Annotated in this window: 15 protein-coding genes; 10 read left to right on the forward strand and 5 right to left on the reverse strand. The window is 57.8% G+C overall.

Annotated features, from left to right (window positions below; translation table 11 throughout):
• The first annotated feature begins 40 nt into the window (after window positions 1-40).
• The 6 genes from CFB10_RS02030 to CFB10_RS02060 all read left to right on the forward strand — a co-directional run bounded on the left by CFB10_RS02030 (window position 41) and on the right by CFB10_RS02060 (window position 14,175).
• On the forward strand, window positions 41-604 hold the full coding sequence (locus CFB10_RS02030; protein WP_141097693.1) for an invasion associated locus B family protein: 564 nt from the start codon (window positions 41-43) through the stop codon (window positions 602-604).
• A 38-nt stretch (window positions 605-642) separates the two neighbouring features.
• A complete protein-coding gene (locus tag CFB10_RS02035) occupies window positions 643-1,557 on the forward strand; it encodes a ChaN family lipoprotein (protein WP_244559840.1) in 915 nt (304 codons plus the stop codon).
• The gene (locus CFB10_RS02040; protein WP_051091657.1) at window positions 1,554-3,584 is read left to right on the forward strand and encodes a filamentous hemagglutinin N-terminal domain-containing protein; all 2,031 of its coding nucleotides are present in this window, start codon (window positions 1,554-1,556) and stop codon (window positions 3,582-3,584) included. Before CFB10_RS02035 ends, CFB10_RS02040 begins: the two co-directional genes overlap by 4 nt.
• A 125-nt stretch (window positions 3,585-3,709) precedes the next feature.
• Window positions 3,710-4,549, forward strand: a complete 840-nt coding sequence (locus CFB10_RS02045; RefSeq protein ID WP_244559841.1) for a tetratricopeptide repeat protein — start codon at window positions 3,710-3,712, stop codon at window positions 4,547-4,549.
• 375 nt (window positions 4,550-4,924) lie between these two features.
• Entirely contained in the window at window positions 4,925-13,651 is an 8,727-nt protein-coding gene (locus CFB10_RS02055; RefSeq protein WP_020012643.1) for a hemagglutinin repeat-containing protein, read from the forward strand.
• A gap of 2 nt (window positions 13,652-13,653) precedes the next feature.
• Window positions 13,654-14,175, forward strand: coding sequence for a DUF2247 family protein (locus tag CFB10_RS02060; protein ID WP_020012644.1), 522 nt, complete (start codon window positions 13,654-13,656; stop codon window positions 14,173-14,175).
• A 577-nt stretch (window positions 14,176-14,752) separates the two neighbouring features.
• On the opposite strand, the gene CFB10_RS02065 is transcribed toward CFB10_RS02060, so the two are convergent.
• From CFB10_RS02065 to CFB10_RS02080, 4 genes are all read right to left on the reverse strand, one after another.
• Window positions 14,753-16,585, reverse strand: a complete 1,833-nt coding sequence (locus tag CFB10_RS02065; protein WP_020012646.1) for an ATP-dependent endonuclease — start codon at window positions 16,583-16,585, stop codon at window positions 14,753-14,755.
• 354 nt (window positions 16,586-16,939) lie between these two features.
• Complete coding sequence (locus tag CFB10_RS02070; RefSeq protein ID WP_020012647.1) at window positions 16,940-18,832, reverse strand: AAA family ATPase; 1,893 nt, start codon at window positions 18,830-18,832, stop codon at window positions 16,940-16,942.
• A 9-nt stretch (window positions 18,833-18,841) separates the two neighbouring features.
• Window positions 18,842-19,468, reverse strand: a complete 627-nt coding sequence (locus CFB10_RS02075) for a hypothetical protein (RefSeq protein ID WP_020012648.1) — start codon at window positions 19,466-19,468, stop codon at window positions 18,842-18,844.
• A gap of 360 nt (window positions 19,469-19,828) precedes the next feature.
• On the reverse strand, window positions 19,829-20,032 hold the full coding sequence (locus CFB10_RS02080; protein ID WP_020012649.1) for a hypothetical protein: 204 nt from the start codon (window positions 20,030-20,032) through the stop codon (window positions 19,829-19,831).
• A gap of 159 nt (window positions 20,033-20,191) precedes the next feature.
• On the opposite strand from CFB10_RS02080, the gene CFB10_RS02085 reads away from it, so the two are divergent.
• A complete protein-coding gene (locus CFB10_RS02085) occupies window positions 20,192-20,758 on the forward strand; it encodes a type II toxin-antitoxin system VapC family toxin (protein ID WP_051091659.1) in 567 nt (188 codons plus the stop codon).
• Window positions 20,759-21,294: 536 nt separating this feature from the next.
• Here the strand turns inward: CFB10_RS02085 and CFB10_RS02090 are convergent.
• Window positions 21,295-22,224 (reverse strand): LysR family transcriptional regulator, encoded by a 930-nt coding sequence (locus CFB10_RS02090; protein WP_020012651.1) that lies wholly within the window; start codon window positions 22,222-22,224, stop codon window positions 21,295-21,297.
• 111 nt (window positions 22,225-22,335) lie between these two features.
• On the opposite strand from CFB10_RS02090, the gene CFB10_RS02095 reads away from it, so the two are divergent.
• Genes CFB10_RS02095 through CFB10_RS02105 form a run of 3 tightly spaced genes read left to right on the forward strand, consistent with a single transcriptional unit; the run spans window position 22,336 to window position 24,968 of the window.
• A complete protein-coding gene (locus CFB10_RS02095) occupies window positions 22,336-23,088 on the forward strand; it encodes a 3-oxoacyl-ACP reductase family protein (protein ID WP_020012652.1) in 753 nt (250 codons plus the stop codon).
• A 26-nt stretch (window positions 23,089-23,114) separates the two neighbouring features.
• Window positions 23,115-23,714: an NADPH-dependent F420 reductase gene (locus CFB10_RS02100; protein ID WP_020012653.1), complete on the forward strand. Its 600-nt coding sequence runs from the start codon at window positions 23,115-23,117 to the stop codon at window positions 23,712-23,714.
• 60 nt (window positions 23,715-23,774) lie between these two features.
• A complete protein-coding gene (locus CFB10_RS02105) occupies window positions 23,775-24,968 on the forward strand; it encodes an MFS transporter (protein WP_170940890.1) in 1,194 nt (397 codons plus the stop codon).
• The last annotated feature ends 153 nt before the right edge of the window (window positions 24,969-25,121 follow it).

Consider the following 25,121-nt stretch of genomic DNA (forward strand, 5'->3'; position numbering starts at 1 on the left):
GCTGTGCCACTGGCGGTTCTCATCGGTCTCCGGAATGGGCATGGCGGCGCTTGTTGCCGTTGGATTGCTGCTGATCGCGCCTGCGCCGAAAGCAATTGCGGAGGACGGAAAGGCTCTCGCTGTCCGGGAAGAGACTTCCGGGGTTGCGGCAGAAGCAGTCGTAGAGCCCAAACGTTATGGCGATTGGGAGCTGGTCTGCAAGCCACAGGCGAATGCCGCGCCCCCTAAAGCGGAAAGCGGGGCATGCCGTCTCCAGCAGGCGCAGGCCGTCAACGGCGGAAAGGATGTCGTCTTTCTGTTCAACATTGCGAGGCAGGGAAAACAGCGCGTCGCGATCATTTCGACGCCGCTGAACGTCTATCTACCGGCAGGTCTGGAGCTGAAGATCGATGGCGGGCAGACACAGCGCGTTATCTTCGAGACCTGCAATATCTCCGGATGCCACGCCGGCTTTGCTCTCAGCGGCGCGCTGCTCGGCGCTTTGCGCAAGGGAAACGTTCTTACGGTCGCTCTCAAGGACACCAAGGCAACCACCATCCCGCTCAAGGTTTCACTCAACGGGATCAGCGCCGGTATCGACGCGCTGGATGCGGCAATACCATGAGACCGGACAGGGAGATATGCGCAGGGATAGCTCGCCACGTGCTGCTTGCCGGACTGATGGCGGCAGGCTGGCTATCAATGGCAGGACAAGGATTGGCGGCACCCGGCGAGTTCAAGGACTGCACGGGCAGGATCGAAGAAGTGTCCAGCCGCCGCCCGATCTCCTTTGCCGACCTCGCCGGTCGCGTCGGCAAGGTGGATTACCTGCTCTTTGGCGAACGGCATGGCGTCCGGGAACAGGCGGTTGCGTCGTCCTGCGTGCTGTCGGCTATGGCAAAGGATGATCGTCCCGTAACCGTCGTGATGGAAATGCTCTCGCGCGATGACGATGCGGCAATTGCCCTCTATCGCAAAAACCATCCGGAAACACCGGCCGGACTGGGCGCAGAACTGAAATGGTGGACACGAGGCTGGCCAGCCTTCGACAACTGGTTGCCTCTCGTTGAGCGCACATTCAGCCTTCGCATTCCGTTACATGGCGGCGATCTGGCGGAGAAAGACGGACGCACGGGGGAACTGACACCAGGCGAGAAAAAGGCGATCCGCAAACGGCTCGGTGCAGCCGAAACCGCTGTCCGCGAAAGCTGGACGAAAGCAATGATGGCAGCGCATTGCGGACTGATCTCGGACCGGCAGGCCACGCTGAACGCCGACCATCAGATCCGCCGCGATCTTTCCATGGCCGATGCCGCAGAGCAGGCCCGGATGTTGAAGCATGGTGTTCTGCTGCAGGTCGGCCGCGGTCACGGTCGCAAGGACCGCTCTCTTTATCAGGCCCTTGCCCAGGCAGATGCATCGGTTCTGACCGTTGGCGCTTTCGCCGAAGGTGAAAACATCACCGACGAGGAGCGCAAGCTCTACGATTACCTGTGGATCGTCGGCAGGGCTGAACTGGCCGACCCGTGCAAATTGACAGGGCTGACGAACAAGACAGGGGAGTCTATCTCCAGATGAGAAGCATCTTCCGATTGCCAAATATCAGCTATTCGTTGGCGGGCAGCCTGTGCCTGTTTCTGGGCAGCACCGCTCTGCCGGCATTCGCGCAGGTCATTCCGGACCTCGGGACCAACACGACGACGAGCACCGATGCCGCGACTGGTGCAACGACGGTTCATATAGCCGAACCGGTCGGCAGCCCCGGATCCACCATCAGCCACAATACTTATACGGAGTTTTCTGTCAGCCCTCTCGGGGTCAATCTCGACAACAGTACGGTCCATGCGCGCACGATCCTGAACGAGGTCACGTCTTCCCGCATATCCAATCTCAATGGGCCGCTGAAGGTGGAAGGCGCTCCCGCGCATGTCATTATCGCCAACCCTAACGGCATTTCTGTGAATGGTGCCTCCTTCCACAACACCGGCGGCGTCGTACTTTCCACCGGCAAGGCGTCGATCGTAAGTCGACAGATCACACCGACGTCCTATCAAGATAATATTGTACTCAAGACTGCCGACGGTACGATCAATGTCGGTCCTGGCGGTTTGTCTGGCGCCATGAGCACTCTGCAAATGCTGGCAGGCCGTATCCGCATCGACGGCCCTGTCGAAAACAGCTCTCCTCAATTGCGCTCGTCTATAGAACTGACCGCCGGCGGCAGTTCCGTCGAATACGATTCAGCGATCGTACCGAACTCCGATCTCGAGAACTGGGGACGGATGACAGACGAAGGAAGCAACGACAATTCTGTCGCCATTGAAATAACCTCGCGCGGAACGCTGAAGGCCAATACGGTCCGCATCCGCGCCACCAGCAATGGCGCAGGTGTCAGCCACGCAGGCAACGGGCTCGCGACTTTGGGTAATTTCGTTATCGATGCATCCGGCAAGGTCACGACGAGCGGGTCGATTGAAGCGAAGGGCAATGTCCACATTAACGCAGGCTCGATAGAGGCCCGCTCACTGGCCGGCCAGCCTCAGAGCAAAATCGAAGCCATCAACGGCGCATTGACGCTCCTTGCCGGCACGGGTGACATCAAAAATACCGGTGTTTTGATGAGCGGCAGCAGCCGTGACGGAGCGAATGCAGACTCCAAAGGTGCCGCTACACTCAAGGCTGCGGGTGATATCGCGCTTCTGACCGAGAATGCCGATCAACTCGCAATCGTATTCGGAGCGAAGGGCGATCTCGATGTCCGCGCCGACGGCTCCATTATCAATAATACTGGCAGGCTGCTCTCGAACAGCGCGACAACACTCGAAGCAGGCGGCGACATCCTCAATATCGCCGATGTCCTCAACGGCGAAGGTGTATGGCACTACCAGAAGGAGGTTGGCAAGCGGCTCTGGTACACCCTCTGGCAATCGCGCGAAACGACCGAAACCATCAGCCTGGATTATGGTCAACAACGGGTGCCGGGCCAGCAGGCATATATCATCGGTGACAGTGTCGCGATGAAGGCCGGTGGAAACGTCGTCAACCGCGGCAGCTCGATCAATGCCAATACCGGATCGGTCCTGGTTGACGGGACAAGCATCCTCAATGAGGGCGGCCTGTCCGGCTCCCTGCAGTTCGTCAAGCGCTGCAGGCTGACTTGCATCGGTTATGGCTCATCCACGACAGGCGTCGCGGGTGGCGCCATCAATGCCAACGGCAATATCGAATTGCGCGCCTCATCCTCAATCCTGAACAGATATGGCCAGATCATCAGCTACGGCAGCATCAATGCAACTGCTCCCTCCGTGGTGCTGGAGGGCGGCTCGATCCCGACCGTCGTTCAGCGTCCAACCGGCCTCTATAATTTCTGGGGTGGATCGACCGCGTGGATCGGGACCGGCGACCAGGGCGGTGTCTTTGATGCGCCCCAGGGCAGCATCACGATCAATGCCTTCCGCCCGGTTCAGGTGACTGCGGGCGCGTTGCGGGCGAGAGATGGTGTCTTTGCTTCCTCAGGGATCGAAACCTTCAAGGAAACAGCAGGCGAAGAATACCCGTTCGGCCTCGACTCCATCGGGCTCTTCCCGAGAATGGTGGGTAGATGATGGCAAGCCGAATTCAACGGAAATCACCGTTCTTGCTCGCCGCGACGCCCAAACCCACGGTGCAAAAAAAAGACGAAATTGCTCCCGGGCATGACCCGGAAAATCCCGATCACGGAGTTCAATCCATGCGCAACACACCATGCCGCCGACCCGCCCTCACCTCTCTGGCCATTATCGCCCTCATGGGCGCTTTGGGTTTGGCGCAACCAGCAGCGGCTGGCCCTCTTGAAGATGGCAAGGCTCTTCTGGAAAAGAAGGATTTTGCCAATGCGGCAAAGGCTTTTGCCGAGGGTTTTGACAAAGGCGATGGCGAGGCCGGCTTTCATCTGGCGCGCATGGTCGAGCTCGGTGTGGGTTTTACGCCTGACGCGGTGAAAGCACGGGCTCTCTATATCGCTGCGGCGGAAAAGGGTTCGGCTGCGGCGATGAACCGGCTGGGGCTCATGCATCTTCGCGGCGAAAATGTCCGCCAGGATTTTGCTGCCGCGGCTGAACTGATCTGCAAGGCTGCCGATCTCGGTAACCCGGAAGCCCAGTTCAATTGCGCAGGTCTTGCTCTCGATGGTCTTGGCCGCGCCAAGGATGCCGCAATTGCCTTCGGTTATTACGAGAAGGCCTCGCAGAATGGCCATACCGGCGCACGCAACATGGAGGCCGCACTTCTTCGAACTGGTACCGGAACCGGACAGGACCTCGCCAGGGCGGTGAAGCTGTTCGAACAGGGCGCATCGCTCGGAAACCCGGTCTCGCTCTACGGTTTCGCCGAGATGCTGGAAAAGGGTGAAGGCGTGGCTGCCGATCCGATCCGTGCCCACCTCTATTACAACCTCGCCAATGAACGCGGACACCCCGGTGCGCGTGCCGCTCTTGAGCGCCTGACAGCGAGCATGACACCGGCAGAGATTGAGGACGCGCAGGCGCGTGCTCGCAACTGGAAACCTGCTCAAACGGCTGAAGCCAATTGAGCACCAGGATTGAGAGAATGGTTGGCGCGAAGATGACCCGATTTCTGTCCCTGTGCCTTTTACCGGTCTTTGCGGCTGGCTGCCGGCCGACTGACCCACAGCCAGTGGCCACATGGAACGGCGAAAAGATTATGTCGGCGACGTGCACCAATTCGATCATCACCCCGACGGAGCGATCCTGCAAAAAAGCCCTCCTCGAAAAATGCAGGCCGGGCGCGACGATTGCCAATGTGAGCGAAACATCTCGCCCGGTTTACCGCCATCCGGGATGGACCACGCAATATATCTGGACCGTCCTCATAAAGAACTGCTGACGATCTGGTTTGTACCTACGCGAATACGAATTCAATTGCCCTTGCTGTTGGGAGTATCCGAATGAAAACGATGATGGTCAAAGTGCTGATCCGCAAGTCCAAGTCGGGCAAGCTGGTCAAGAAAGCGACCGCATTGGTGACGTCGGTCAGCCTTGTGCTGACGACGATCGCCAGTTCATTTGCACCCGCCAGCGCGCAGGTCATCACAGATCCGACCGCGCCAATTGAGTTTCGTCCAAATGTGACGTCTTCGGGCAACGGAACGCCGACTCTGAATATCGTCAAGCCGTCGAGCGGCGGCGTCAGTCACAACAAGTTGCGCGAGTACAATATCGATACGCGCGGACTGATCCTGAACAATTCCGGGCTTGGCGGAACCTCCATCATCGGCGGCAAGGTTGAATCCAATCCCAATCTCGTCGGTGGCGGCTCCGCCAAGATCATCGTCAACGAAGTAACCGGCAGCAGACGTTCCAACCTCAATGGCGTGACAGAGGTCTTTGGTTCAAAGGCCGACGTGATCGTGGCCAATCCCAATGGCATTGATTGCATGGGGTGCGGATTTATCAACACCGGTCGCGCGACGCTGACCACCGGAATCCCGCTTATCGACTACCATGCCGGCACGGTGGGACTGGAAACCAGATCCGGCGACATCACCATTTCCGGCACCGGTGTTTCGGCCGCGGGCGGCCAGTCGCCGGACGAGATCCGGCTTGATGCAAAGTCAATCCGGATCGATGGCCTGATCGATGCGCGGGGTCGTATCGACCTCAAGGCCGGCTCCAATCGCACGGATGGTTCAACGGGCAAAACGACGGCCATCGCCGGCGATGCCACGGGCCAGGGAATCGTTTCGAGCGCGGCAGGCGTTGTACGCGCGGCATCGATTGCGGCCCTTTCCAGCGATCTGAATACAGGAATTTCGCTGGCTGGCAACATACAGGCTCTTGGTATGCTCGATGCCAATGGCACACTCCTGCCGGGCGCACTTTCGCTCGTCTCCGCTGGTGATATCCGGATGGTTTCGGGTGGCATAGCCGGCAACGCCGACCTTCGTGCAGCAGGCGCGCTTCAGATTGCGCGCGATCTCGCGGCACAGGGAGAAATCTCCATCACTGCCCGCGATGTTTCTCTGCTCGATACGGCGACCGTAGAAGGCGGGCGCGGCCTTTCCATCGTTGCGAGTGCTGACATCGCTTCCGCCGCCGTCCTCAAATCCGGCGGTGCTATGACGGTGGATGCGGGCAGCAATGCCTCTCTGTCCGGCATTATCGCCAGCGTCGGCAATATGAACCTGCGTGCGACAGACAAACTTGCCACCGACACAGCCACCCTTGTCGCGCCGAACATCGACATCAGGGCGAAGGACGTGGCGTTGACCTCGACCTGGTTCGAACCGGGAAAACAGGGTTCGATCACGGCAACGAATGTCGAGATCGGTGACGGCACCCAGTTCAAAAAGACTTCTCCCGTCTTCATCAATGCGGCTGAACAGCTAACCATCGGCACCCGGATCGATACTGCGGGCTATCCTGCGCTTGCGATGGCATTCCGGGATCTGGCTATTTCGAACACCGGTGTGTTCACGACGGGCGATCGCCTGTTCGATGTCCGTAACTTCAGGAATGCCGGCGTACTCCTTTCAAGCGACCAACTCGCGATCAACGCTCAGCAGGCTATCGTCGATGCAACGGGTGTGATCAAGGCCGGAACGCTCAGGATAACGACCGCAGGCAATCTCACCAACTTGGGAAGTCTCCTCTCCGAAACGACGCTTACGCTTCTTTCTGACGGAAGCGTAACAAATAACGGAAAGATCACCGCAGCAGGTGAACTTGAACTCGATGCCGTAAATTATATCGCCAACTCGCAGGGGGCCCAATTGGCTGCCCGGATGGCAGTGCTGATCCTCGGAAGCGAGCTCCGCAACAACGGAGCGATTAGCGCACTCGAGACCGTCGATATCAGCGCGGGTGGCGCGATCACGAACACCGGTACGATCAGCTCCAATGCAGACCTCACTCTCGTGGCGGCTGATATCCTCAACTCTGGCGCAACAGCATTGATCGGAACACATGGAAATCTTTCGATCACGTCTGGTCACCTCGCCAACCTGCTCGGGACGCTGCAGGCCAATGGAAGTTTCGAGATCGCCGCATCCGGCTCTCTCACTAATGCCGGCCTGCTGCTCGGACGGTCTGACCTTGGGGTTACAGCCTCCGCACTGACCAATCTCGAAACCGGCAAGATCCATGCGGGACGGATAGACATCAAGCTGGATGCTGGAGACTTGAGTAATCTTGGTCAGATGGTCAGTGGAGGCACGCTCGGTATTGTCACTGCGGGAAGTGCCCTCAACGACGGTGTCGTCCAGGCGAGGTCATCCACGCTGCGCCTTGAAGCCGTTTCCTACGTTTCGAATTCTCCTGCCGCAGAGCTGGTTGCGGCAAACGCAAATATCATCCTGTCTGGATCCTTACGCAATGCGGGTCTGATCGCCACGCCTGGAGCGCTGACTCTGCAAGCGGCACAGGGTGCGCGAAATGAGGCAAGCGGCGAAATCGTCGCCAAGGTTATCGAGGCGAAGGTCGTTGGCGATCTCGTCAATCTCGGCAAACTCGTTTCCGAGACAACGCTGAGTGCCACCGTTTCCGGCCTCCTTGCCAATAGCGGTTCTATCCATGCCGCCGGCGATCTGGAACTGACTGTAGCCGATCTGATCAACAGTGGTTCCGGGTCAAGTATCGCCAGCAACGGCGACATAACCGTTCTCGCCTCGCGCGGTATCGCCAACAATGCGGGTTCAATCGCTTCCAATCGCGCGCTAACGCTTTCGGCAGACACTACCTTGTCGAACTCTGGTCTTCTGCAAGGTCGCGAGGGACTTTCAGTTTCGGCTGAGAAGCTCGATAACCAGCAGACGGGGCGTATCTATGCCGGTTCGACACGCCAGACAGAAAATGGCCTCGTACCCGTTGGCGAACTGACCTTAAACCTTTCCGGAAATCTCTCCAATCTCGGCCAGATCGTTTCGGCCAACGGTGCCCTGCTTTCAGCGACCGCGAGCCTTGGTAACAGCGGATCAATCGAGGCCGGTGGAAACCTGCGTCTGCAGACTTACAGTTATATTCCCGGTTCTTCGTCTGCCCGTCTGGTGGCCCGCAATCTCGATCTCATCCTTGGATCGTCCTTCACGAATGCAGGGCTGCTTAGCGTCGCCGGCAAGCTGGGCCTCGATATCAAGGGCAATCTTGTCAACGGTGCCACAGGTAAAATCGATGCCGGAGCGATAGAGACCAGTGTCAGTGGAAACCTGCACAATCTCGGTTCGATCCTGACACCCGGAACACTGAACGTCGTGGTTGGCGGACTGCTGACAAACGAAACGCTGATCCATGCCGGAGCAGGATTGAAAGCCCAGGCCGCGTCGCTCGCCAATGTCGGGACCAACGCCGCAATCAAGTCCAGCGGTAACATGATCCTCGAGGTTCGTGGCAATCTCGATAACAGCCTCGGCCGTATATTCGCCGGCGGCAATCTTGCAATCGAGGTCCTGGCAACGCTGACCAACGCATCGGCCCGTATCGAAAGCGGCGCCGACATGCAGATCAAGGCGACGGCACTGATCAATACCGCATTGGATGGTACGGACAGCGCGCAGGACTATTACCAGCTCGGTGACCTCAGCATCCTCTATGCGACCGAGCGCACCAGCAGCCCCGCGCGGTACTGGGGGACGATGACTGCCACGCGCGACGAGTTCTCCGGGATTGTTCGGGTTCGATTGCCCGGCACGATCCGCGCCGGCGCAAACATGGCGATTTCAGGCGACGCCCTTGAAAACCGCGAAGGTCGTATCCTCGCGGTCAAGGACCTTTCCATCGACGTGAACCGTATCCTCAACGATATGGTCACCAGCAATGTCGATCACTATCGAGTGCAATGGGGCGGTGTCCGGAGTTTCATGGATAGCGGGTCGGGCAAGTTTCATGCGCCGGTCGGTGCCGATCCGCGATGGCTGGTGGCACAATTCAACCCCGCCGTTTTCAAAGACCCGGCGCTTGCCGAACGCGCTGAAGGCGGCAACCGGATGATTGTCATTTCCAAGGGCAAGTCTCCCGTGACGATCACCTATTCGGGTAAACAGAAATACAAGGATGGCGTCATCAACGGAGGCGCCGTCCAGGTCATCGAATACGCGGACGCGGCAAGTCTGCTTGATCTGGCTGCGCTCGGTATCGATCCGAACAACATCCCCGACGTGATCATGATCGGCAGCCGTATGGCCGAGGTCGGGACTGGACCCTACGGCAACGCCACGAAAACATATGTCGGAACCGCCACGGTCGGTGTCGGCTCCATGATAAAGTCCGGCGGCTCTCTGATGATCGATGGCGGCGCCGCGATCACCAATCGCGGCACGCTTTCGGGAAGCCTCGTGTCCATCGAGGCGGGAGAGTTGCAAAACGGCCTCGGCACGCCCGGCGGTATCGATGGTTCCGGTTTCGGCAATTATAGCGGTACGACGCCTGTTGGCATCAGTGGCAATGTCGGTTCGGCTATTGGCGCTGCCGCAGGTCAGTTGGGCATCGTCAACTTCGTGCTCGATGATGTCTCGGTTCCGCCTCTCGACCTCGGGGCTTTCGAAGCGCGAAACCTGCACAGTGTCAACGCCTCCGATTTCGGCAACCTCGTGCGCGTCACCGGCTCGGCCGAAGCTGCACGCCTGCTCGGCTCGGCGCGCATAGATGGCGCAGCGCTCACCTTCTATGCGGATCCGGTCGCGGAAGCCAAGGCTCTCGCCGAGGCGGCCCGCCAGCAGGCCGGTACGCATCTGGTCGTCGATCCTTCCCTCTCTGTGGAAGAGCAACGGGAGCAGCTTTACCGCAATGCGGCGGAATTCGCGGCGAGCACCGGCGCGCGATACGGCGTGGCCTTGACCGAGGCGCAGCGCGCTGCCCTCGAAAAGCCGATCGTATGGCATGAAACCCGTATCATCGACGGCAAGCCCGTGCTTGTTCCGCGTCTCTACCTGCCCTCGCAGGATGAACTGTTGCGTGGCGGACGCGGCGCCGGCCTGATCGCTGCCGATGATCTCCTGATCGATATCGACGGCAAGCTCAACAACAGCGGTGCGATCGTAGCCTCCGGGCTCGCCTCGATTTCCGCCTCCTCTATCCTTAACCAGCGTCTGATCGACCTCGATGAGCGTGACCGTGCACTTGCCGGAGGACGCGGGGACAGCGGCCTGATTTCGGCGGGCACTCTGTTCATGGCAACCGATGGCGATCTCCTGAACCGGGGCGGCACACTTGCCTCGGCTGGCAACATCGACCTCAGGGTCGGCGGCTCGCTGATCAACGAAACAGAGCGTTATACCCGTACCGTCGATTCACAGGATGGTTGTGTCGGCAAGGCCTGCGGCACCCTGCGTACCGACTACAATGTTGCATCCATCACGGCCGGACGGGATCTGACCGTCATCGCCGACCTGGATATCGTCAATAGCGGCGGTACACTCGGCTCCGTCACCGACATGCTGCTCGCAGCCGGTCGCGATGTGACCTTCGAGACGCTGAAGGACAGTTTCGTCGCTGAAGATTACAAGAAGCGCGGCTTCCTGTCGGGTGTCACGGTGCTGCGCAGCGAGATCACCACCGCCGAGGCCAGCGCCCAGTCGCTGGTTGGCGATGTCTCGATCCTTGCCGGCTACGGCGTATGCGACGGTGGCAGCCTGTGCGCGAAGGGAACCGCTCCTGGCGATGTTCTTCTGAACGGTGCGCTGGTCAGCGCCTTCGACAAGCTTTCGATCGACGCCACCGGCAAAATCGACATGGGTGTCGTCAGTGAGGAAGTCCATAACCGCTACAAGGAATGGGGTTTCAAGGGTCTGGGATGGGGCTCGGTCAAGCAGAGCTGGAACGATGTCGATACGACCGTCACCCGCCTTTCGGGCAATGATGTCTCGCTCAACGCCAAGGGTCCGATTACCGGAACGGGCGTGAAGATTGCCGCCGTCAACGACCTTCTGATGAAGACCGATGACACGATCCGGCTGGAAGCGGCGCAGGATGCGCTTTATTTCACGGAGAAGGGTTTTTACGTCGGGCTGAGCTTCCCCGGATCGGCCGGCATAGATGCCGCGCTGAAGGGCGGCTCCGGCGGCCAGATCCTTTCCGGCCTTGCCGGCATCAATCCGCTGACCGCCAAACTTGCAACGCTCGCCAATGCCGACAATGGACTTGCGGCTGGGCTGGCTGCCGTCAATCTGGCGACCACCGGAGCTTCCGTTTTCGGCGGTGCTGTGGACGCTACCCTCGGACCCAGCAAAGGTGGTGTGGTTGGTTCCGCATTCGATCCCCTCAAATCTTTCAGAGATCCCGGAACGGGGCAAATTACTGCAGGTTCGATAGCGAAGACAGTCGGCATCAACCTGTCCGTCTGGAAGAGCGAACAGCGCTGGAGTGAGAGCCAGATTTCCGAACTGACGGCTGGCGGCGATATCGTCATGAAGGCCGGGCTGGACGTCATTCTGGATCAGGGCACGAAGATGGTCTCCGGCGGCGATGTCTCCATCGATGCCGGCCGCGATATCCTCATGGCGGCGCTTGTCGATTATGCCAAGGACAAGTCGTCTTCCTTCGGGCTGCAACTCTCCCTGTCCTCGATCGGCTTCGATATCGGCAAGTCGAAGGGCTATGACGAGACGCTGACGAATGCCTCCATCACCGCCGCCGGAAACGTCTCGCTGACATCGGGCCGCGATACGGCGCTTCTGGGCGGCAACATCATCGGCAGGACGGTCGATCTTGATGTCGGGCGCGATCTCACCATCCTCTCGCCGCAGGCTCAGGGCTGGCGGGACGGTTTTTCCTTCGGCCTGACGGTTGGCGTCAACCCCGCCGACTGGAGCGTTCGCGGCTCGAAGGAGGACGGCTTCAAGGCATGGTCCTCCGGCTCGGGGATTGTCGCGGCACAGGGCATCGATATCAAGGTTGCCGAAGACACCACGCTGGTCGGCGCACTGCTGCAGGCGACCGATGGCGATATCAGCCTCGATACCGGCACACTGACCGTAGCCGACCTGAAGGATACCGACCAGTACAAGAATGTCGGCGGGTCTATCGGCATGAGCGGCGGTGGGCTGAACTCCGTCGGTTTCTCCTACGAGAAGAAGGACAAGCAGGGCGAGACCCGCACGACGCTCGATGCGTCGGGTGATCTGAACGTCACCATTCGCGATGCGGACAAGGATGGTGTTGCCGGAACGGAGGCGGACAAGGCCGCCGCCGAGCAGCTTCTCGCCTCCATCAACAAGGATGCCTCGAAGTATCAGGAGATCACGAAGGACGACTACACCAAGCTGTCGGGTGAGCTTGATGTGCAGAACCTGATCGAGTTTGGCGATAATCTGAAGAAGATTCAGAACTATCAGCGGGCGCAGAACGCGGCAATTCCCGAAACTGTCGCGGCGCAAGGGCCGGAAGCCATCGATCTCTATCGTGACGCTATCGTGCGCGGGCTGACTGGAGCAGAGCTGCAGAACTATATGGCCTCGCAGGAGTTTCACGACCAACTCGTGAAACGGAACAATCTGTCTGCGGCAATTGCGTCTGGTGAGAAGACAAAGGAAGAGATCTCTCAGATTCTCTATCTTACAGCAGCGGGCGAGCAACTGTTCTTCGACAAGAAGGACAATCAGCTCAAGATCGTCACGGACTGCGGAACCAACGGTTACGGCTCAAGTCCGTGCGGAGTGCCGCTAAATGAACTTAGCAAGCTTTCACCTGACAAGGTACAGAGTTTCATCGATTCCTCGCTTGTTACTCTGCTCCAACCCCAGACGAACATCGATGCTGCAATCCAGGCCGCACTTGATTGCGCCATTGCCTGGACCATTCAGGGCGGCTCATTCGATGCCTTCGGCTACATTGAAAATTATCTGCAAACGAACACCAGCGCCATCAGTGACGAAAGCCGCCACAGGGCCGATGCCTATCTTGCCGTGGCCCGCGCCAATGCAATCCAGATTGCCAAGGCCGTTGATGCGAAGCTCATCAAGAACCTCAACGATGAGAGCATAAACTGGGGCTCCCAGCTCTATGATGTCGCTAAAATCGCACAGGCCGACCCGGATTCGGCCTGGGGCATGATTTCCACACTTCAATATCAATTGCTGGCCATGGGCGATGCCTCCGATCTGGGGGGGAATACCTGGGCGCGTATGATGCCGGCTCTCAGTGCATTGGCTGACAGCCTTGGCATGGGAGACGCCGTGGCGGCCGGTCGGGACCGCTTCCAGCAAACCAGCGACGAAGAGCGTACGCGCGTCAATCGCGGTATTCGCGCCTGGATGGCAGGCGACGGTAGTTTTGAGAAGTTGTCCTTAGCGGATCAGCAGGCGGCCACTGCCGCTTTGGGAGCCGGAATTGTCACAGTAGGGATTGCTCCTGGCTCCGTCGTTGGGGGGATCGTCGGTCACGTTGTTGGCCGTCCCATTGCTGACATGATACTAGGTGCGCCGCGGATCGGAAGTGGTCTGAAAGCTGATAGTTCGCATCGAGCCGCTAGTTTTGCGACTGCAGAACAGTTGATGACTGGAAAGGTCTTCGAATTAGTTGGAGGGGATGGCGTAAAGCGAACGCTCTTGCAAACCAAAGCTGAATATAACGGAAAGAGCGGAATATTTGAGTATATATTTCAATCAGGTAAAGGTGTAACCCATCAAAGGTTCATCGAAGGAGGAGTAATCAATGGCGCACCAAATCAACGAGTGAAACCATAATCATGATGAAATTAGAATTTAGTTCTGTCGGCCCTTTCATCAAATTGAACTGGATAGACATTCAGTGGGCGGTTAATTTTGGTCTAATAGATGAACGTTTCGCAATTCAATTTGCGGAATCCCGGATTCAGTCAGGCAGTTACTCTGAAGAGGAAATTTCACTCGCGCTTCAAGAGTTTGAGAATGAAAGTAACATTGCCGCTCTCTTGATCACATTAGCATCTTCTACTTTATCTGATACTGGATTCGATTCAAAGCGGAAGTGGCTTTTTATTGCCTTGTCCTATTTATTCAACCATAGGTCCGCTTACAGCGATGTTTTTTCCTGCATAGAGGAAGTTTATGCTGACTTCGATTACCCCGCCTGCATGGATGAGTTTGTTCCTTATATGCCGCCCAAAGATGGATATGATCCCACATCTCATTCATTGGAAGAGAACAGGTCGCGATTGCTGATGAAATGGGAGAATTATTTGAACCAAGAGAAAGAAACACTGACCTCACTTGGGAAGCAAAGTAGCTGATTGGACGCAGGAGTTTACTCACGAGTCCAACCACATCAGCAATTTTGCTATGCAACCCAGCAAATCGATGATGTTTTGACCCAGATTCGCTCAGTGCTTCGCATGGTGTGGAACGGGCGTCCCGGTTTCCCAATCGTCTCGCCGGATCGGGACGGCGATGATTTCGGCCGTCGGACGAGATGACATCGAACATGAAATTCTGGGTGGCTTCGCCGCCGAAGGGGAGCGTCCGATGAAGCAACCATCGAGATTTCTCACATTGCGCTGAAGTTGCGTCGCTAAGTCCGTAGTTTGCGACATTGCCAAGCGTGAACTTAAAGGGCGGGTTGAGGTTGACGCCGCACTCGCATGGTTTGCGAAAATTCAAGGCAGAAAGAGCCTCGGCAGCTCCGTCCCCTGTCGAGCGACATCTTGGCGATGAGTCATAAATTCAAGAAGATGAGTACAGATTTCGCGAGAAACCTTTACGAAGGCCGCGCCTACTCGATGAAGCGGTAGGTGTAACGCGAGGGGTGGAGGGTTGACGGTAGCGGGGACCAACTCCGCGCGCTCGTAGGTCAAACCTCCCCTATTCCACTCAAAGTCCTAGTTCATTCAGTGCCATGTCGAGAATGGTCAAATGTGCCGCTGCGAATGGTTCGAGATCCGCGTCAGGTAGACCGACGATGTAGCTCGACCAGTCAGATTTGAAAGCATCGTTCACCCGTTGCTCGAAGTACGGGCGCCAAGCGTCATCCAGCAGATCGCTAAGCCGTTCGTCCTCGACCGCAAGGCGTTGCAGCAGTTGCTCGCTGAAAAGTCCCTTTTTCCGGCGCGGGACCAGCCAACCCTGTTGTGCAGCGTGCGCCCACACCTGTGCTGGCCAGAGTTCCTCGAGGCAGACCGGAATTGTGATGCCGAGTTGTGATGCCGGGGTAAGGTGCGGCGGTTGGAGAAGTTTGTTGAGCGAAACGTACTTCCAGTTTGTGTCCTCATCTTGAAAACGCTGATAAGCACCGGTGCCCTCAAGATCTCCGTCAACGATCCCCACGGCATTGCGACGTTGAGCTACAGGAAGGTGCTTGGTACGAAATTCCCAGGACCTCAGCATATTCGCAACGTAGTTCGCACCCGCTTTATCTGGAGGTTCGGCAAGGAAAATCTGCTCCGCCCGATCCGCGCGGAAAGAGTGTAGTAAACGGCGGAAGACCAGATAGTCAGTCTTACCCTCAACGAATAGGGTGGGCAGATTCTCTTGATTGAATTGCTCAAGCTTTCCCTTGAGGTCTGAGGCCTGTGACGTGGCCTCCGCGAGCGCTTCCTGCGCTTCCTTTATATGTGGTGCGATGATCGCCATCGCTCCCATGGATTCGTCGAGCGAAACGCTTGCCTCCTCTGCCGATCGCGCCTCGGTACCTCGACTGCTACCTTCCCTGGTGAGGTGATAGGCACTGCAAAGTCCGCGACCGTTATCGTCCTTGTGCATATTGTAGAACACAGGTGAATGGGTTGTTAGCAGTACCTGCGAAAGCTCGTCCTCAGCAAGCTTGTAGAATGCGTCTGCAAGGGACTGAGCGCGCCGGAATTCCAGATTGTTCTCCGGCTCCTCATAGGCCCAGATGAACGTGGGCGCGATCCCGGTAGTCTCTCTGCTTCGCTCGGCGATGAACTTCAATATGAGTGGTATGTAGCGCGCCTTGATCCCGTCTCCACGGCTGTCCAGCGATATGGACTTCTCACCCGCGAGGAAGTCGAGGCTCCGGAACAGTGGGGTGAGGTCGTTGGGCAAGCTTAATCGAGATGTATCCTTCATCTCCGTGTCGATGTCTTGAAGAAGACCGGACACCGCGTTCGAGATGGCCTCTTCCAGTTGACCGCTACTCTGCCTAACTGAGTGCTCTGATGCGTTTGCTATAACCTGGAAAATGCGGCCACGGAGCGTCTGGAAGAACTCCGCGCTCCGGACGGCTGGCACGTACTCGAATTGAATCCGCGACAAGAGAGATGGGACCCTCGATCTGCCGTCAATTTCGACTCGAACCTCATTGAATCCCTCGCCGCGTTTGCGCTTTTCGAGGCGGATACCACAGTAATCGTCATCATGTTGGAGCCCGTCGGCACGCCAGCGCTTGTTCCAGCGGATTAGGTCACCGTTGTTTTTGCGATAGCTATGCGGCAGTTCCAGGTCGATCTCAACTTCAATTTCCGCTGCCTTCTTCGCCTTGGTTTCAGCAAACCTATTGTAGTCGTCATTGAAATTGAACTCGGAGTTCGGATTGGTTTCATCGTTAAAAAAGAGATTAAGCGCTCTGAGAACGTTAGACTTGCCGCAGTCGTTATCACCGACGATCACGGTCAGGTCGGTTGCATTCATAGTGAGATCAACTATCGAGCGGAAATTCTTGATCGCAATACGCCTGATCTTTGGCATCGTCCCCCCGGAGCAATTGTTTATTTCGGCGATTCTCCCGCCGCGCTGATATTGTTTTAGTGCACGAGTAAAAGTTGCAGTCAATAATGCGCCCAGATATTTGTCGTAGCGAGTATTGCGGGCCGAACACGTGCGGATCGACCTCCGGGTCGCCGATGTTTTTTGCCGTCAAGTGCGGCTTGCGAACTTATGCTTCGCCGGGGGCTTCTCTTGATAGGCCGAATAAGCTTTTGGGTGGCGGCCCTTGTCGCTATTCCCGGCTGTTTCGATGCCGAGAATCCTGGTACCAACCTTGCTGCATCCTCGAATGTCTCGAGTCCGAGCTCACTGCGATTGGACAGAGACAGGGCGGTCCTAGGTGGATTGAAAAACGGGGGCTACTCCATCGCCCCTTGGCTTGTAAACGATATCCATCACCTCACATCCTCTCATCATACCCCGGTTTGCGATGGCTCGTGCAATCTCTTGCGCCTCCGGCCTCCGGGCTTGGATGATTGTCGTCGCTCTCGACAGCTCCGCCTCCAGCAATCGTTCGACCCGGCGCCGCAAAACAGGATCGTCGCGCCGCAGTTGATCCAAATCCCTGGAACTTGAAACATCACAGTACTGGAGTGACACCAGCCCCAGACTTGCAAGCATGATCGTTGCGATATCCGAAGCTCGCTGAAGATCGGATCCAGCGACGCCGCCGGAGCCATCGAAAACATCACCGAGGATGACCTCTTCGGCGGCCATTCCACCCAACAGCATCGCAATCTCGTCCAGATAGGACTGGCGGCTTCGATTTGGTGTGTAGCTCCGCCGCCATTGCACGTGCCCGATACTCGCGTCTCTATGGCTAGCCTCCCTCGTTACGACAATCATCTCGATCTCGGCCACCGACAGAACGGCACCGACGATCGCGTGACCGGCTTCATGCACAGATGCTGACCAAAGCTCATCGTCGCCAATGGGTGCGATTGCTGGCACGACTGCAAGCACATCCGACACTCGGACTTCCCTGCCCTGGCGACGGGCCAAGCGGCGAGCATCCTTCGCGACCTGCGCGATGTCTGCGCCAGAATACCCACTTGTTGCCAGAGCAGCTTTAGTGAGGTCCTCCGGAGCGCTGGCAGCGCCCAGATGCATCGCAAGCATCTGCTCGCGAGCCGCTTGATCAGGAAGCTCGATCGCGATGTGGCGGTCAAGGCGGCCGGGTCGACACAATGCCGGATCGATACTGTTCGGAAAATTCGATGCGGCGATGACGATCACACCTTCCCTGCCTGCGGATCCATCGAGCAGTTCGAGTAAGGCGTTCACGACTTGAAGACTGTAATTTGCGTTGTCTCCTCTGAATGTCCGCCTGTCGCCGATGCTGTCGAACTCATCAATGAGGAGCACCGACGGAGCTGCGGCGGCTGCGTCGCGGAAACTCTTCCGCATTTCGCCCAGCATGTCGCCGAGATGTCCCTTGGACTGCCATTGCGCGCTCGATGTGCCGATGAATGTCGCCCCGCAGGAGCGCGCAAGCGCCGATGCGAAGAGCGTCTTGCCGGTCCCGGGAGGACCGCTGAGAAGAAGCCCCGCATCAACATCACGCCATGCGATCTTGCCGGCCTTCCAGTCAGCGAGATCAACAACCAGGTTCGCTGCCCAATCGCGCGCCTCGCCATAGCCTTCCAGGTCTTCCACCAAAGGCTCCCAAGTCATGGTCGCAGGAGCCTTCGAAGCGTCCGCGAGCCTTTCCAAGACGATTTCGATCGGACGTCCTTTTCGCAACGCACCGAACAAGAGGCTTGGAGGATAGTGGCAGAGCCGGCTGGCTGCCTCGCTTGCAATATCGATCTGCCATACATTTTTCGCGGCCGAAATCAGGTGGTTCGGCTTGATGGACCCGACGTCAACGATGCGGTCCAAGGCGATTGCGATCTCAGGCAAAAGCCTGGTTCCTTTCTCGATCAGGACGACAACAGCCGATTTTTGCGCCAGGACTTTCCCAGCGTCTTCGCAATATGTCTCCCCTCGCCTGCCCAACTCAATTGTTGTAACTGCGTAGCGGATCAAAACACTGGTCTCTCGCAGGACCAGTTTAGCCGCCTCCCGATAGGCTTCCATGTTGGCCCGGGGTGGCAGTACGAGACCGACTGCATGATCGATCTGCCCTTCGCTCAGGTAGACACCACACAACCTCAAAGTATTTTTGAGCGCGACGGCATAGGTAGCCGCTTCGAGCGAGGGTTCCCGCTCGGCAGATTTGTTTGACATCTTCGGTCCCTACTTCGCCACGCGCCTGACGACCGTTTCCGGTCCCAGCAGAGCTTCATCGAGGTCGACTTCGAGGATGTTATTAAGGATCATTGTTGCGATTGTTGGCATCGGCTTGCTTTCGCGAACGACAGAGAGGCATTCCGCAAGCGTTAAAGTCCCCATTTCTTCCAGCGCTGCGAGAATTCGGATGCGGTCGCCCAGCGGTGCATCATATCCAGCGTAGCGCATGAGATCCTTGGCATTCTGAATCCGTGGCGCGCCGACGAACTCGGATAAGGAAACCGCCAGATAGCGGTAGCCCTGTTTTTCGGCTAACCTGGCGATCCAACCGACGGTGCCGGCATCTCGTTGCCGAATGTCGATGAGCAAGGCTTCATTCTCTGTCTCTACAGCGAAATCAACATAGTGGTGTCGTGGGTTTCGTGCTCCGGAGTCATTGATGATCGGCTGCGGCATGCAGCGCCAGGTGGACACCTTCGGATCCAGATCCAGCAAGCAGGCATAATCACGCGCCTCCCGCGAACGATAGAGGGGGCGACCGACGCACTTGAGTGTCGCAGACGGAATGAACGGACGGTATTTCGCAAAAACGCAGGCATCATCACCCGCGACATGAGTGGACTCGGTCTTCATGACCTCACCTCCGACGAATAGCGATCTGGGCGACACCGGGAACGGTCCCGGTCTCCGTCAGCGTATTCGGAAGGTGTGCGTAAAAGTCTTGCTCATGGATAGAACATTTAGTGAACGAAGTTCTCGACGTCAACTAGGATTTACCTGCGAGGTGAGAGCGAGTTTCACAAGCCGGGAACCACCAAGGCCCTTATGGCGCGAGAAGCAGAGACTTTTCCTAGAGTTCGTGCCTGATGGCCTCAACGATTAAGCTATGTCAATCAGTGGAGTAACCCGAAGCAGCCGAAATTCGACACGTCATATCTTGTTGGTTTTGCCATCGCCGGTTACGGTTCCTCACCGTAGCTGCAGAAATCTCGATCAGGGATTGGGATCGTCATCCTCGGGGAGAGGACCAGGACGGGAGAACAACTCCTCCAGTGTCTGCTTTCCGGGTACGAACGTCACGTCAAATCTGCCGTCGGTGTCGATCAGTCTCTGAGTGCCGCGCGCTTTAGCTGCGTCCAGAACTTCCTGGATGCGGGCCTCGGCCTCGTGTCTCTGCCAATCGGAATCACGTGTCATCTGGGCCTCTCTCGGACGACATCATACCAGCCTGCGCAGTATAGCGATACCAATTGGATCGCACCTCGAATTTTTCAAGAAGAAAGTTTCTGACCACAGAAAGATGTGAAAGTGCGGACAGACCCCATTCTTTTACTGGATACGGACATCGTGAGCCTTATGGGCCGCGTGAAGCCGCCGCCCGGACTGCGTCCATGGCTCTTGCGTGTCGGCATACATCGTCTCGCACTCTGCTACCCGGTCATAGCAGAACTGCTGCGCGGAGCCCATCTCCGGGTGAAGGATGATCCACAGAGAGCGCTTCTTATCGCCAACTGGGTCGATGAGCTCATCTCGATGGCCTTCCCGTTTCCGGAAATGACGACGGCGGTGGCAACTGTCTACGCGAGAATGACATCTGTCCCCGCCTTGAGGCACATGTGGACCGTTCAGCGCGGACAAAAAAGCAACAGGCTCGGACACGACTTGATGATATCCGCCGTCGCCATCGCGCACCGGATGCCGATACTTACAGCTAACGTCGATGATTTTCTTGAGATCAACGCGCATTTCTCGCTACCCGGCGTGTACCATCCGATGGAGGTGCATTGGTACGTTGAGCCCGGATTCGTTGTACCGCTTCCCGATTTCGACGCGGACGAACCCGATCCACATGAGAAGTCTCTGCCCAAGCTTGGCACGCCCAGCTCCCACAGTTCATTCGAACCCGGAAACGATTTGCAATAGAGCCCCCAGGCGCTACTTGTCCGTACCCCTGGCATTAACATATTCACATCTTTCGCGTTTCCCCTGGGACACAGTCTTCCGAGCGACCCTGGCTAGCTCGCATTCAACCTTTAACAGCGCATCGCCGAGCGTTTGTGGTTACCCGCCATGGCGAAGATGTAACTAGCTTTGAGGATGGGGCTACACCTAGCCAGGTTGGCAGCTTCTCTGAAGGACATCCCGCAACGCCCGCAAAGGCTTTCTGGAATTCGGCAAATAAACCTGTCATCGCGTTCAGCAGCGAACAGCAGCCGTTGTCCCGACATCGAGGACGAACCAATTTGGGCCAGAAGCGGACTAGCAGCTACCGAGTGTCCACATTAACGGCCTTAGGTAGCAAGGCCCACCAAAGCCGTCCTACACCACTGAATCAAAAGAGCAATTCCAGAACTTTCCCACTTTGTAGAAGCTGAGGTGGTGCAGACGTTGGCCGCGTTTAATCGCGGCCCTGCGCTTACCGACGGACCTCGTCCGAAAAGCGCCAGCAACAGCGGAGATTATCCCAGCGTCCCTGCGAACCGCTCTGGCCACCTCTCGCGTTGAAAAGCCTCGCTGATGAAATCAACAAACACGCGAGTTTTTGCGGGTAGCAAGGTTCGGTTCGCGTAGTAGATCGATATCGGCCCAGCATCCGCGTACCATGCAGGTATCAACCGGACGAGTTCGCCTTTCTCTAGGTACGGTAGTGCGTCAGGTTTGGCGATCATGGCGACGCCAAGCCCGAGAACCGCGGCGGACCTCATTGCGGCCGGATCGTTGACAACAATCCTTTCCTTTAACAGTGCGGGCTGCTCTTCACCCGCAACGTCTCGCATCTGCCATTGTCGAATTCGGCCTGTCCGCAATGAACGCATGACGATGCCGTCTAGCGAAGACAGGCCGGATGGGTCGTGAGGAGGAACCCGATCGCGCATGTAGGATGGCGAGGCGACCGCGATGATATGGGCAGAGGCAAGAGTCTTTGCGATGATACCCGGCGTGAGCTCGAATCCGCCACCAATCGCCGCATCGTACCCCTCGGCGATCAGGTCCACCTGACGGTTCTCGAACATCCACTCTGGCCTGATTAGCGGGTAACGGTGCATGAACTCGGGCAAGGTCGGAAGGATGTATTCCACTCCGAAGGTAGGGCTCATGCTGAGCCTCAGCACGCCTGCCGGCTCCGCTTGTTCACTGGATGCCTCGGCAATCGCACCTTGAAGGCTCTCCAAGTGGTCACGGACCGAATGAAGGAAGCGCTCGCCAGCCTCCGTGAGCGTCAGACTTCGCGTGCTGCGCTGAAAGAGCCGGAGCTTCAAGTTGGATTCGAGGGCCGCGACGTTCCTGCTGACGGCCGCTGGCGTCAACCCCAGCCTGCGGGCCGCTGAAGAGAAGCTGCCATACTCGGCGCTGCGGACGAAGGATTCCAGATTAGCGAGTGTTTCCATAATGCAACTTTCAATGATCGCTTGAAATTAATAACAGTCAATACCGTCTAATCAAAGAGGAATAAGAGGGCGATATTCACTCCATCGAAACCAAGCAACGGAGTTATCGCAATGACCAACACCTCTCTGAAACTGTCCAACAAGACCGCTCTCGTCACCGGTGGGTCCCGTTCGATCGGTGCCGCCATCGCAAAGCGTCTTGCTGCTGATGGAGCCGCAGTGGCCATCACCTACAGCGCATCGCCGGAAAAGGCAGCGGCAGTCGTAAAGGAAATCGAAACCGCAGGCGGACGTGCGATCGCCATCCATGCCGACTCCGGAAACCCTGAATCGGTTCGGGCCGCCGTGGCCAAGACCGAGGAAACCTTCGGCTCCCTGGATATCCTCGTCAACAATGCCGGCATCGCGCTCGGTGGTCCGATTGAGGACATCAAGTTCGAAGACTACGAGCGCATGATTGCGGTCAACGTGACAGGTGTTTTCGTCGGCACGCAGGAAGCTGCGCGCCGTATGAAGTCGGGCGGACGGATCATCCATATCGGCTCGTCGATGGTTCGCTATGCGGCCTTCCCGACTGCCTCTCTCTATACGCTGACGAAGGGAGCTGTCTCCGGCTTCAACCGCAGCCTCGTTCGCGACCTCGGCCCCAAGGGGATCACCGTGAACACGGTGCACCCCGGCCCGACCGACACCGACATGAATCCGGATGGAGGTCCCGTCTCGAAGATCGTCGGCCCCGGAATGGCGATCGGCCGCTACGGCAAGGATTACGAGGTTGCAAGCGTCGTGGCTTATCTCGCCAGTCCGGAGGCTGCCTTCGTGACCGGTGCTGACATCGTCGCCGACGGCGGCTTCACCGCTTAATCATAAATCCAACCTGGAGACTCCCCATGTCTATCGGTATCATTGGAGCCGGCGAGATCGGCTCCGCATTCGCCCGCGCGCTTGCCCGGAACGGTATCGCCGCAACGATCTCCAATAGTCGGGGTCCCGAGACGCTTCGGGACTTCGCAGCCGAACTGACGCCACACATCACGGCAGGCACCATCCAGGAAGCGGCCAAGGCCGATCTCGTGCTGGTCGCCGTGCCTTGGTCGAAGTTGCCAAAGGCATTGGCGAATGTCCCGGATTGGGCCGGCCGCATCGTCATCGACGCCAACAACCCGATCGAGCGTCCGCTCTTTCAGCCGGCCGAACTTAATGGCCGGCTGTCGACGGAAGTCTTCGCAAGCCTGGTGCCGGGCGCTCGTGTCGTAAAGGCGTTCAACCATCTCCCTGCGCATCTGCTCTCTGGTGATCCACGCGCCGAAGGTGGCAGCCGCGTCCTCTTCTATTCGGGAGACGACGCGCGGTCGAAGGCCGAAGTGGGAGCGCTGATCGCCAAGCTGGGCTTCGCGGGGATTGACCTCGGTCCGGTCTCGATCGGTGGAAAACTGGTGCAGTTTCCAGGCGGTCCGCTCCCAGCACTTAACCTCGTGAAGTTTGGATGACGAGATTCGGCCGGAGGCGTGAGCTTCCGGCCGAACGCTCTCACGGATAAGGACCTTCAGATGGATATGCCTGTTTCTTCCAGTTATTCGCAAACTCGTGCGCACGATACCCCACTTGCATCTTGGGCCGCAGTTGCCAGCGTCGGAGTTGGCGCATTTGCTCTCGTCACCACGGAATTCCTACCCGTTGGACTGCTGCCACAGATCGCAGCAGACATCGGCGTCAGCGAGGGGCAGGCTGGCCTGATGGTCACGACACCAGGTGTCCTCGCCGCCATCGCCGCCCCTCTCACAATAGGCCTTGCCGGTCGGTTCGACCGCAAGCACGTTCTGGTCTTCCTTCTGGGACTACTTGTGCTTTCAAATGCAATTGTCGCGGCGGCGACCAGTTTCCAGGTGCTGATGCTCGGCCGCGTTCTGCTGGGAATCGGGGTTGGTGGCTTCTGGACGATCGGGGGATCACTTGGTCCGCGACTTCGCCCCGGAGCGGAGGGCGGACGTGCTACGTCTCTGATCTATTCCGGTGTGTCGCTGGGAACGGTCGCCGGCGTTCCGGCGGGCGCACTCGTCGGGAATCTACTGGGATGGCGCTTGTCATTCGGACTGGCATCTGGAGTAGCCATTCTCGTGGTCGCAGCACTCCTGTTGCTCTTGCCCTCGATCAAGCCACAGCAGTCATCCGGATTGGCCCAAGTCCCAGCCGTACTTCGAAACAGAAAGACGCAAGTGGGCCTGCTTGCCGCTGTCCTGATATTCATCGGGCAATTCGCCGCCTACACCTACATCACACCTTTTCTCAATCAGGTATCGCATATCGACGCCGCCGCGCTCAGCGCGCTCCTTCTTGGGTACGGTGTTGCCGGCTTCATCGGGAATCTGTTCGGCGGCTGGGCGGTAGGGAAACACCTGAATCTTGCCTTATCCGGGACTGCTGCGTTGATCAGCTTGTCGGCGTTCGGCCTTGCGGCAACTGGAGATAGCGCCGTGGCCGCGACGATCTGGACGCTGGCTTGGGGCTTCGGCTTTGGAATGCTTCCTATCGCGATGCAGACCTATATGTTCAGCTCCGCACCTGACAAGCTCGAAAGCGTGGCAGCGCTGTTCGTCTCTACTGCTCAACTTGCCATTGGAGCGGGCGCGCTGGTCGGAGGGCTAGCTGTCGATCATTTTGGAGTCGCAAGCGCGCTAGTGATAGGTGGTGGGGCCGCCCTTCTGACCGTTCTGATAGTCGTTGTGTCTTCAGTAAACCGATAGTGAGCCGCCGCTGCGTAAGCTTATGTCAGATACGCTACACTCATTCCCGTTTTCACCGGAACCAGGGTAGTCGGCATGTCATTTTAGGTCTGGTTGTTTTTGCTCCCCAATACCGCACATTAATAGGTCCAATCGAGGCCAAAAGGCTGGGGT

The organism is Agrobacterium sp. 719_389 (assembly GCF_900188475.1).
In the GTDB taxonomy this organism is placed as follows: Bacteria; Pseudomonadota; Alphaproteobacteria; order Rhizobiales; family Rhizobiaceae; genus Agrobacterium; species Agrobacterium radiobacter.

Bases quoted from the DNA above. Each gene is read 5' to 3' on its own strand.
- CFB10_RS02045 (WP_244559841.1), top strand. From the start codon at position 3,710: ATGCGCAACACACCATGCCGCCGACCCGCCCTCACCTCTCTGGCCATT.
- CFB10_RS02070 (WP_020012647.1), bottom strand. From the start codon at position 18,832: ATGTCAAACAAATCTGCCGAGCGGGAACCCTCGCTCGAAGCGGCTACC.
- CFB10_RS02055 (WP_020012643.1), top strand. From the start codon at position 4,925: ATGAAAACGATGATGGTCAAAGTGCTGATCCGCAAGTCCAAGTCGGGC.
- CFB10_RS02085 (WP_051091659.1), top strand. From the start codon at position 20,192: ATGGGCCGCGTGAAGCCGCCGCCCGGACTGCGTCCATGGCTCTTGCGT.
- CFB10_RS02065 (WP_020012646.1), bottom strand. From the start codon at position 16,585: ATGCCAAAGATCAGGCGTATTGCGATCAAGAATTTCCGCTCGATAGTT.
- CFB10_RS02095 (WP_020012652.1), top strand. From the start codon at position 22,336: ATGACCAACACCTCTCTGAAACTGTCCAACAAGACCGCTCTCGTCACC.
- CFB10_RS02075 (WP_020012648.1), bottom strand. From the start codon at position 19,468: ATGAAGACCGAGTCCACTCATGTCGCGGGTGATGATGCCTGCGTTTTT.
- CFB10_RS02030 (WP_141097693.1), top strand. From the start codon at position 41: ATGGCGGCGCTTGTTGCCGTTGGATTGCTGCTGATCGCGCCTGCGCCG.
- CFB10_RS02060 (WP_020012644.1), top strand. From the start codon at position 13,654: ATGATGAAATTAGAATTTAGTTCTGTCGGCCCTTTCATCAAATTGAAC.
- CFB10_RS02105 (WP_170940890.1), top strand. From the start codon at position 23,775: ATGGATATGCCTGTTTCTTCCAGTTATTCGCAAACTCGTGCGCACGAT.
- CFB10_RS02100 (WP_020012653.1), top strand. From the start codon at position 23,115: ATGTCTATCGGTATCATTGGAGCCGGCGAGATCGGCTCCGCATTCGCC.
- CFB10_RS02090 (WP_020012651.1), bottom strand. From the start codon at position 22,224: ATGGAAACACTCGCTAATCTGGAATCCTTCGTCCGCAGCGCCGAGTAT.
- CFB10_RS02040 (WP_051091657.1), top strand. From the start codon at position 1,554: ATGAGAAGCATCTTCCGATTGCCAAATATCAGCTATTCGTTGGCGGGC.
- CFB10_RS02080 (WP_020012649.1), bottom strand. From the start codon at position 20,032: ATGACACGTGATTCCGATTGGCAGAGACACGAGGCCGAGGCCCGCATC.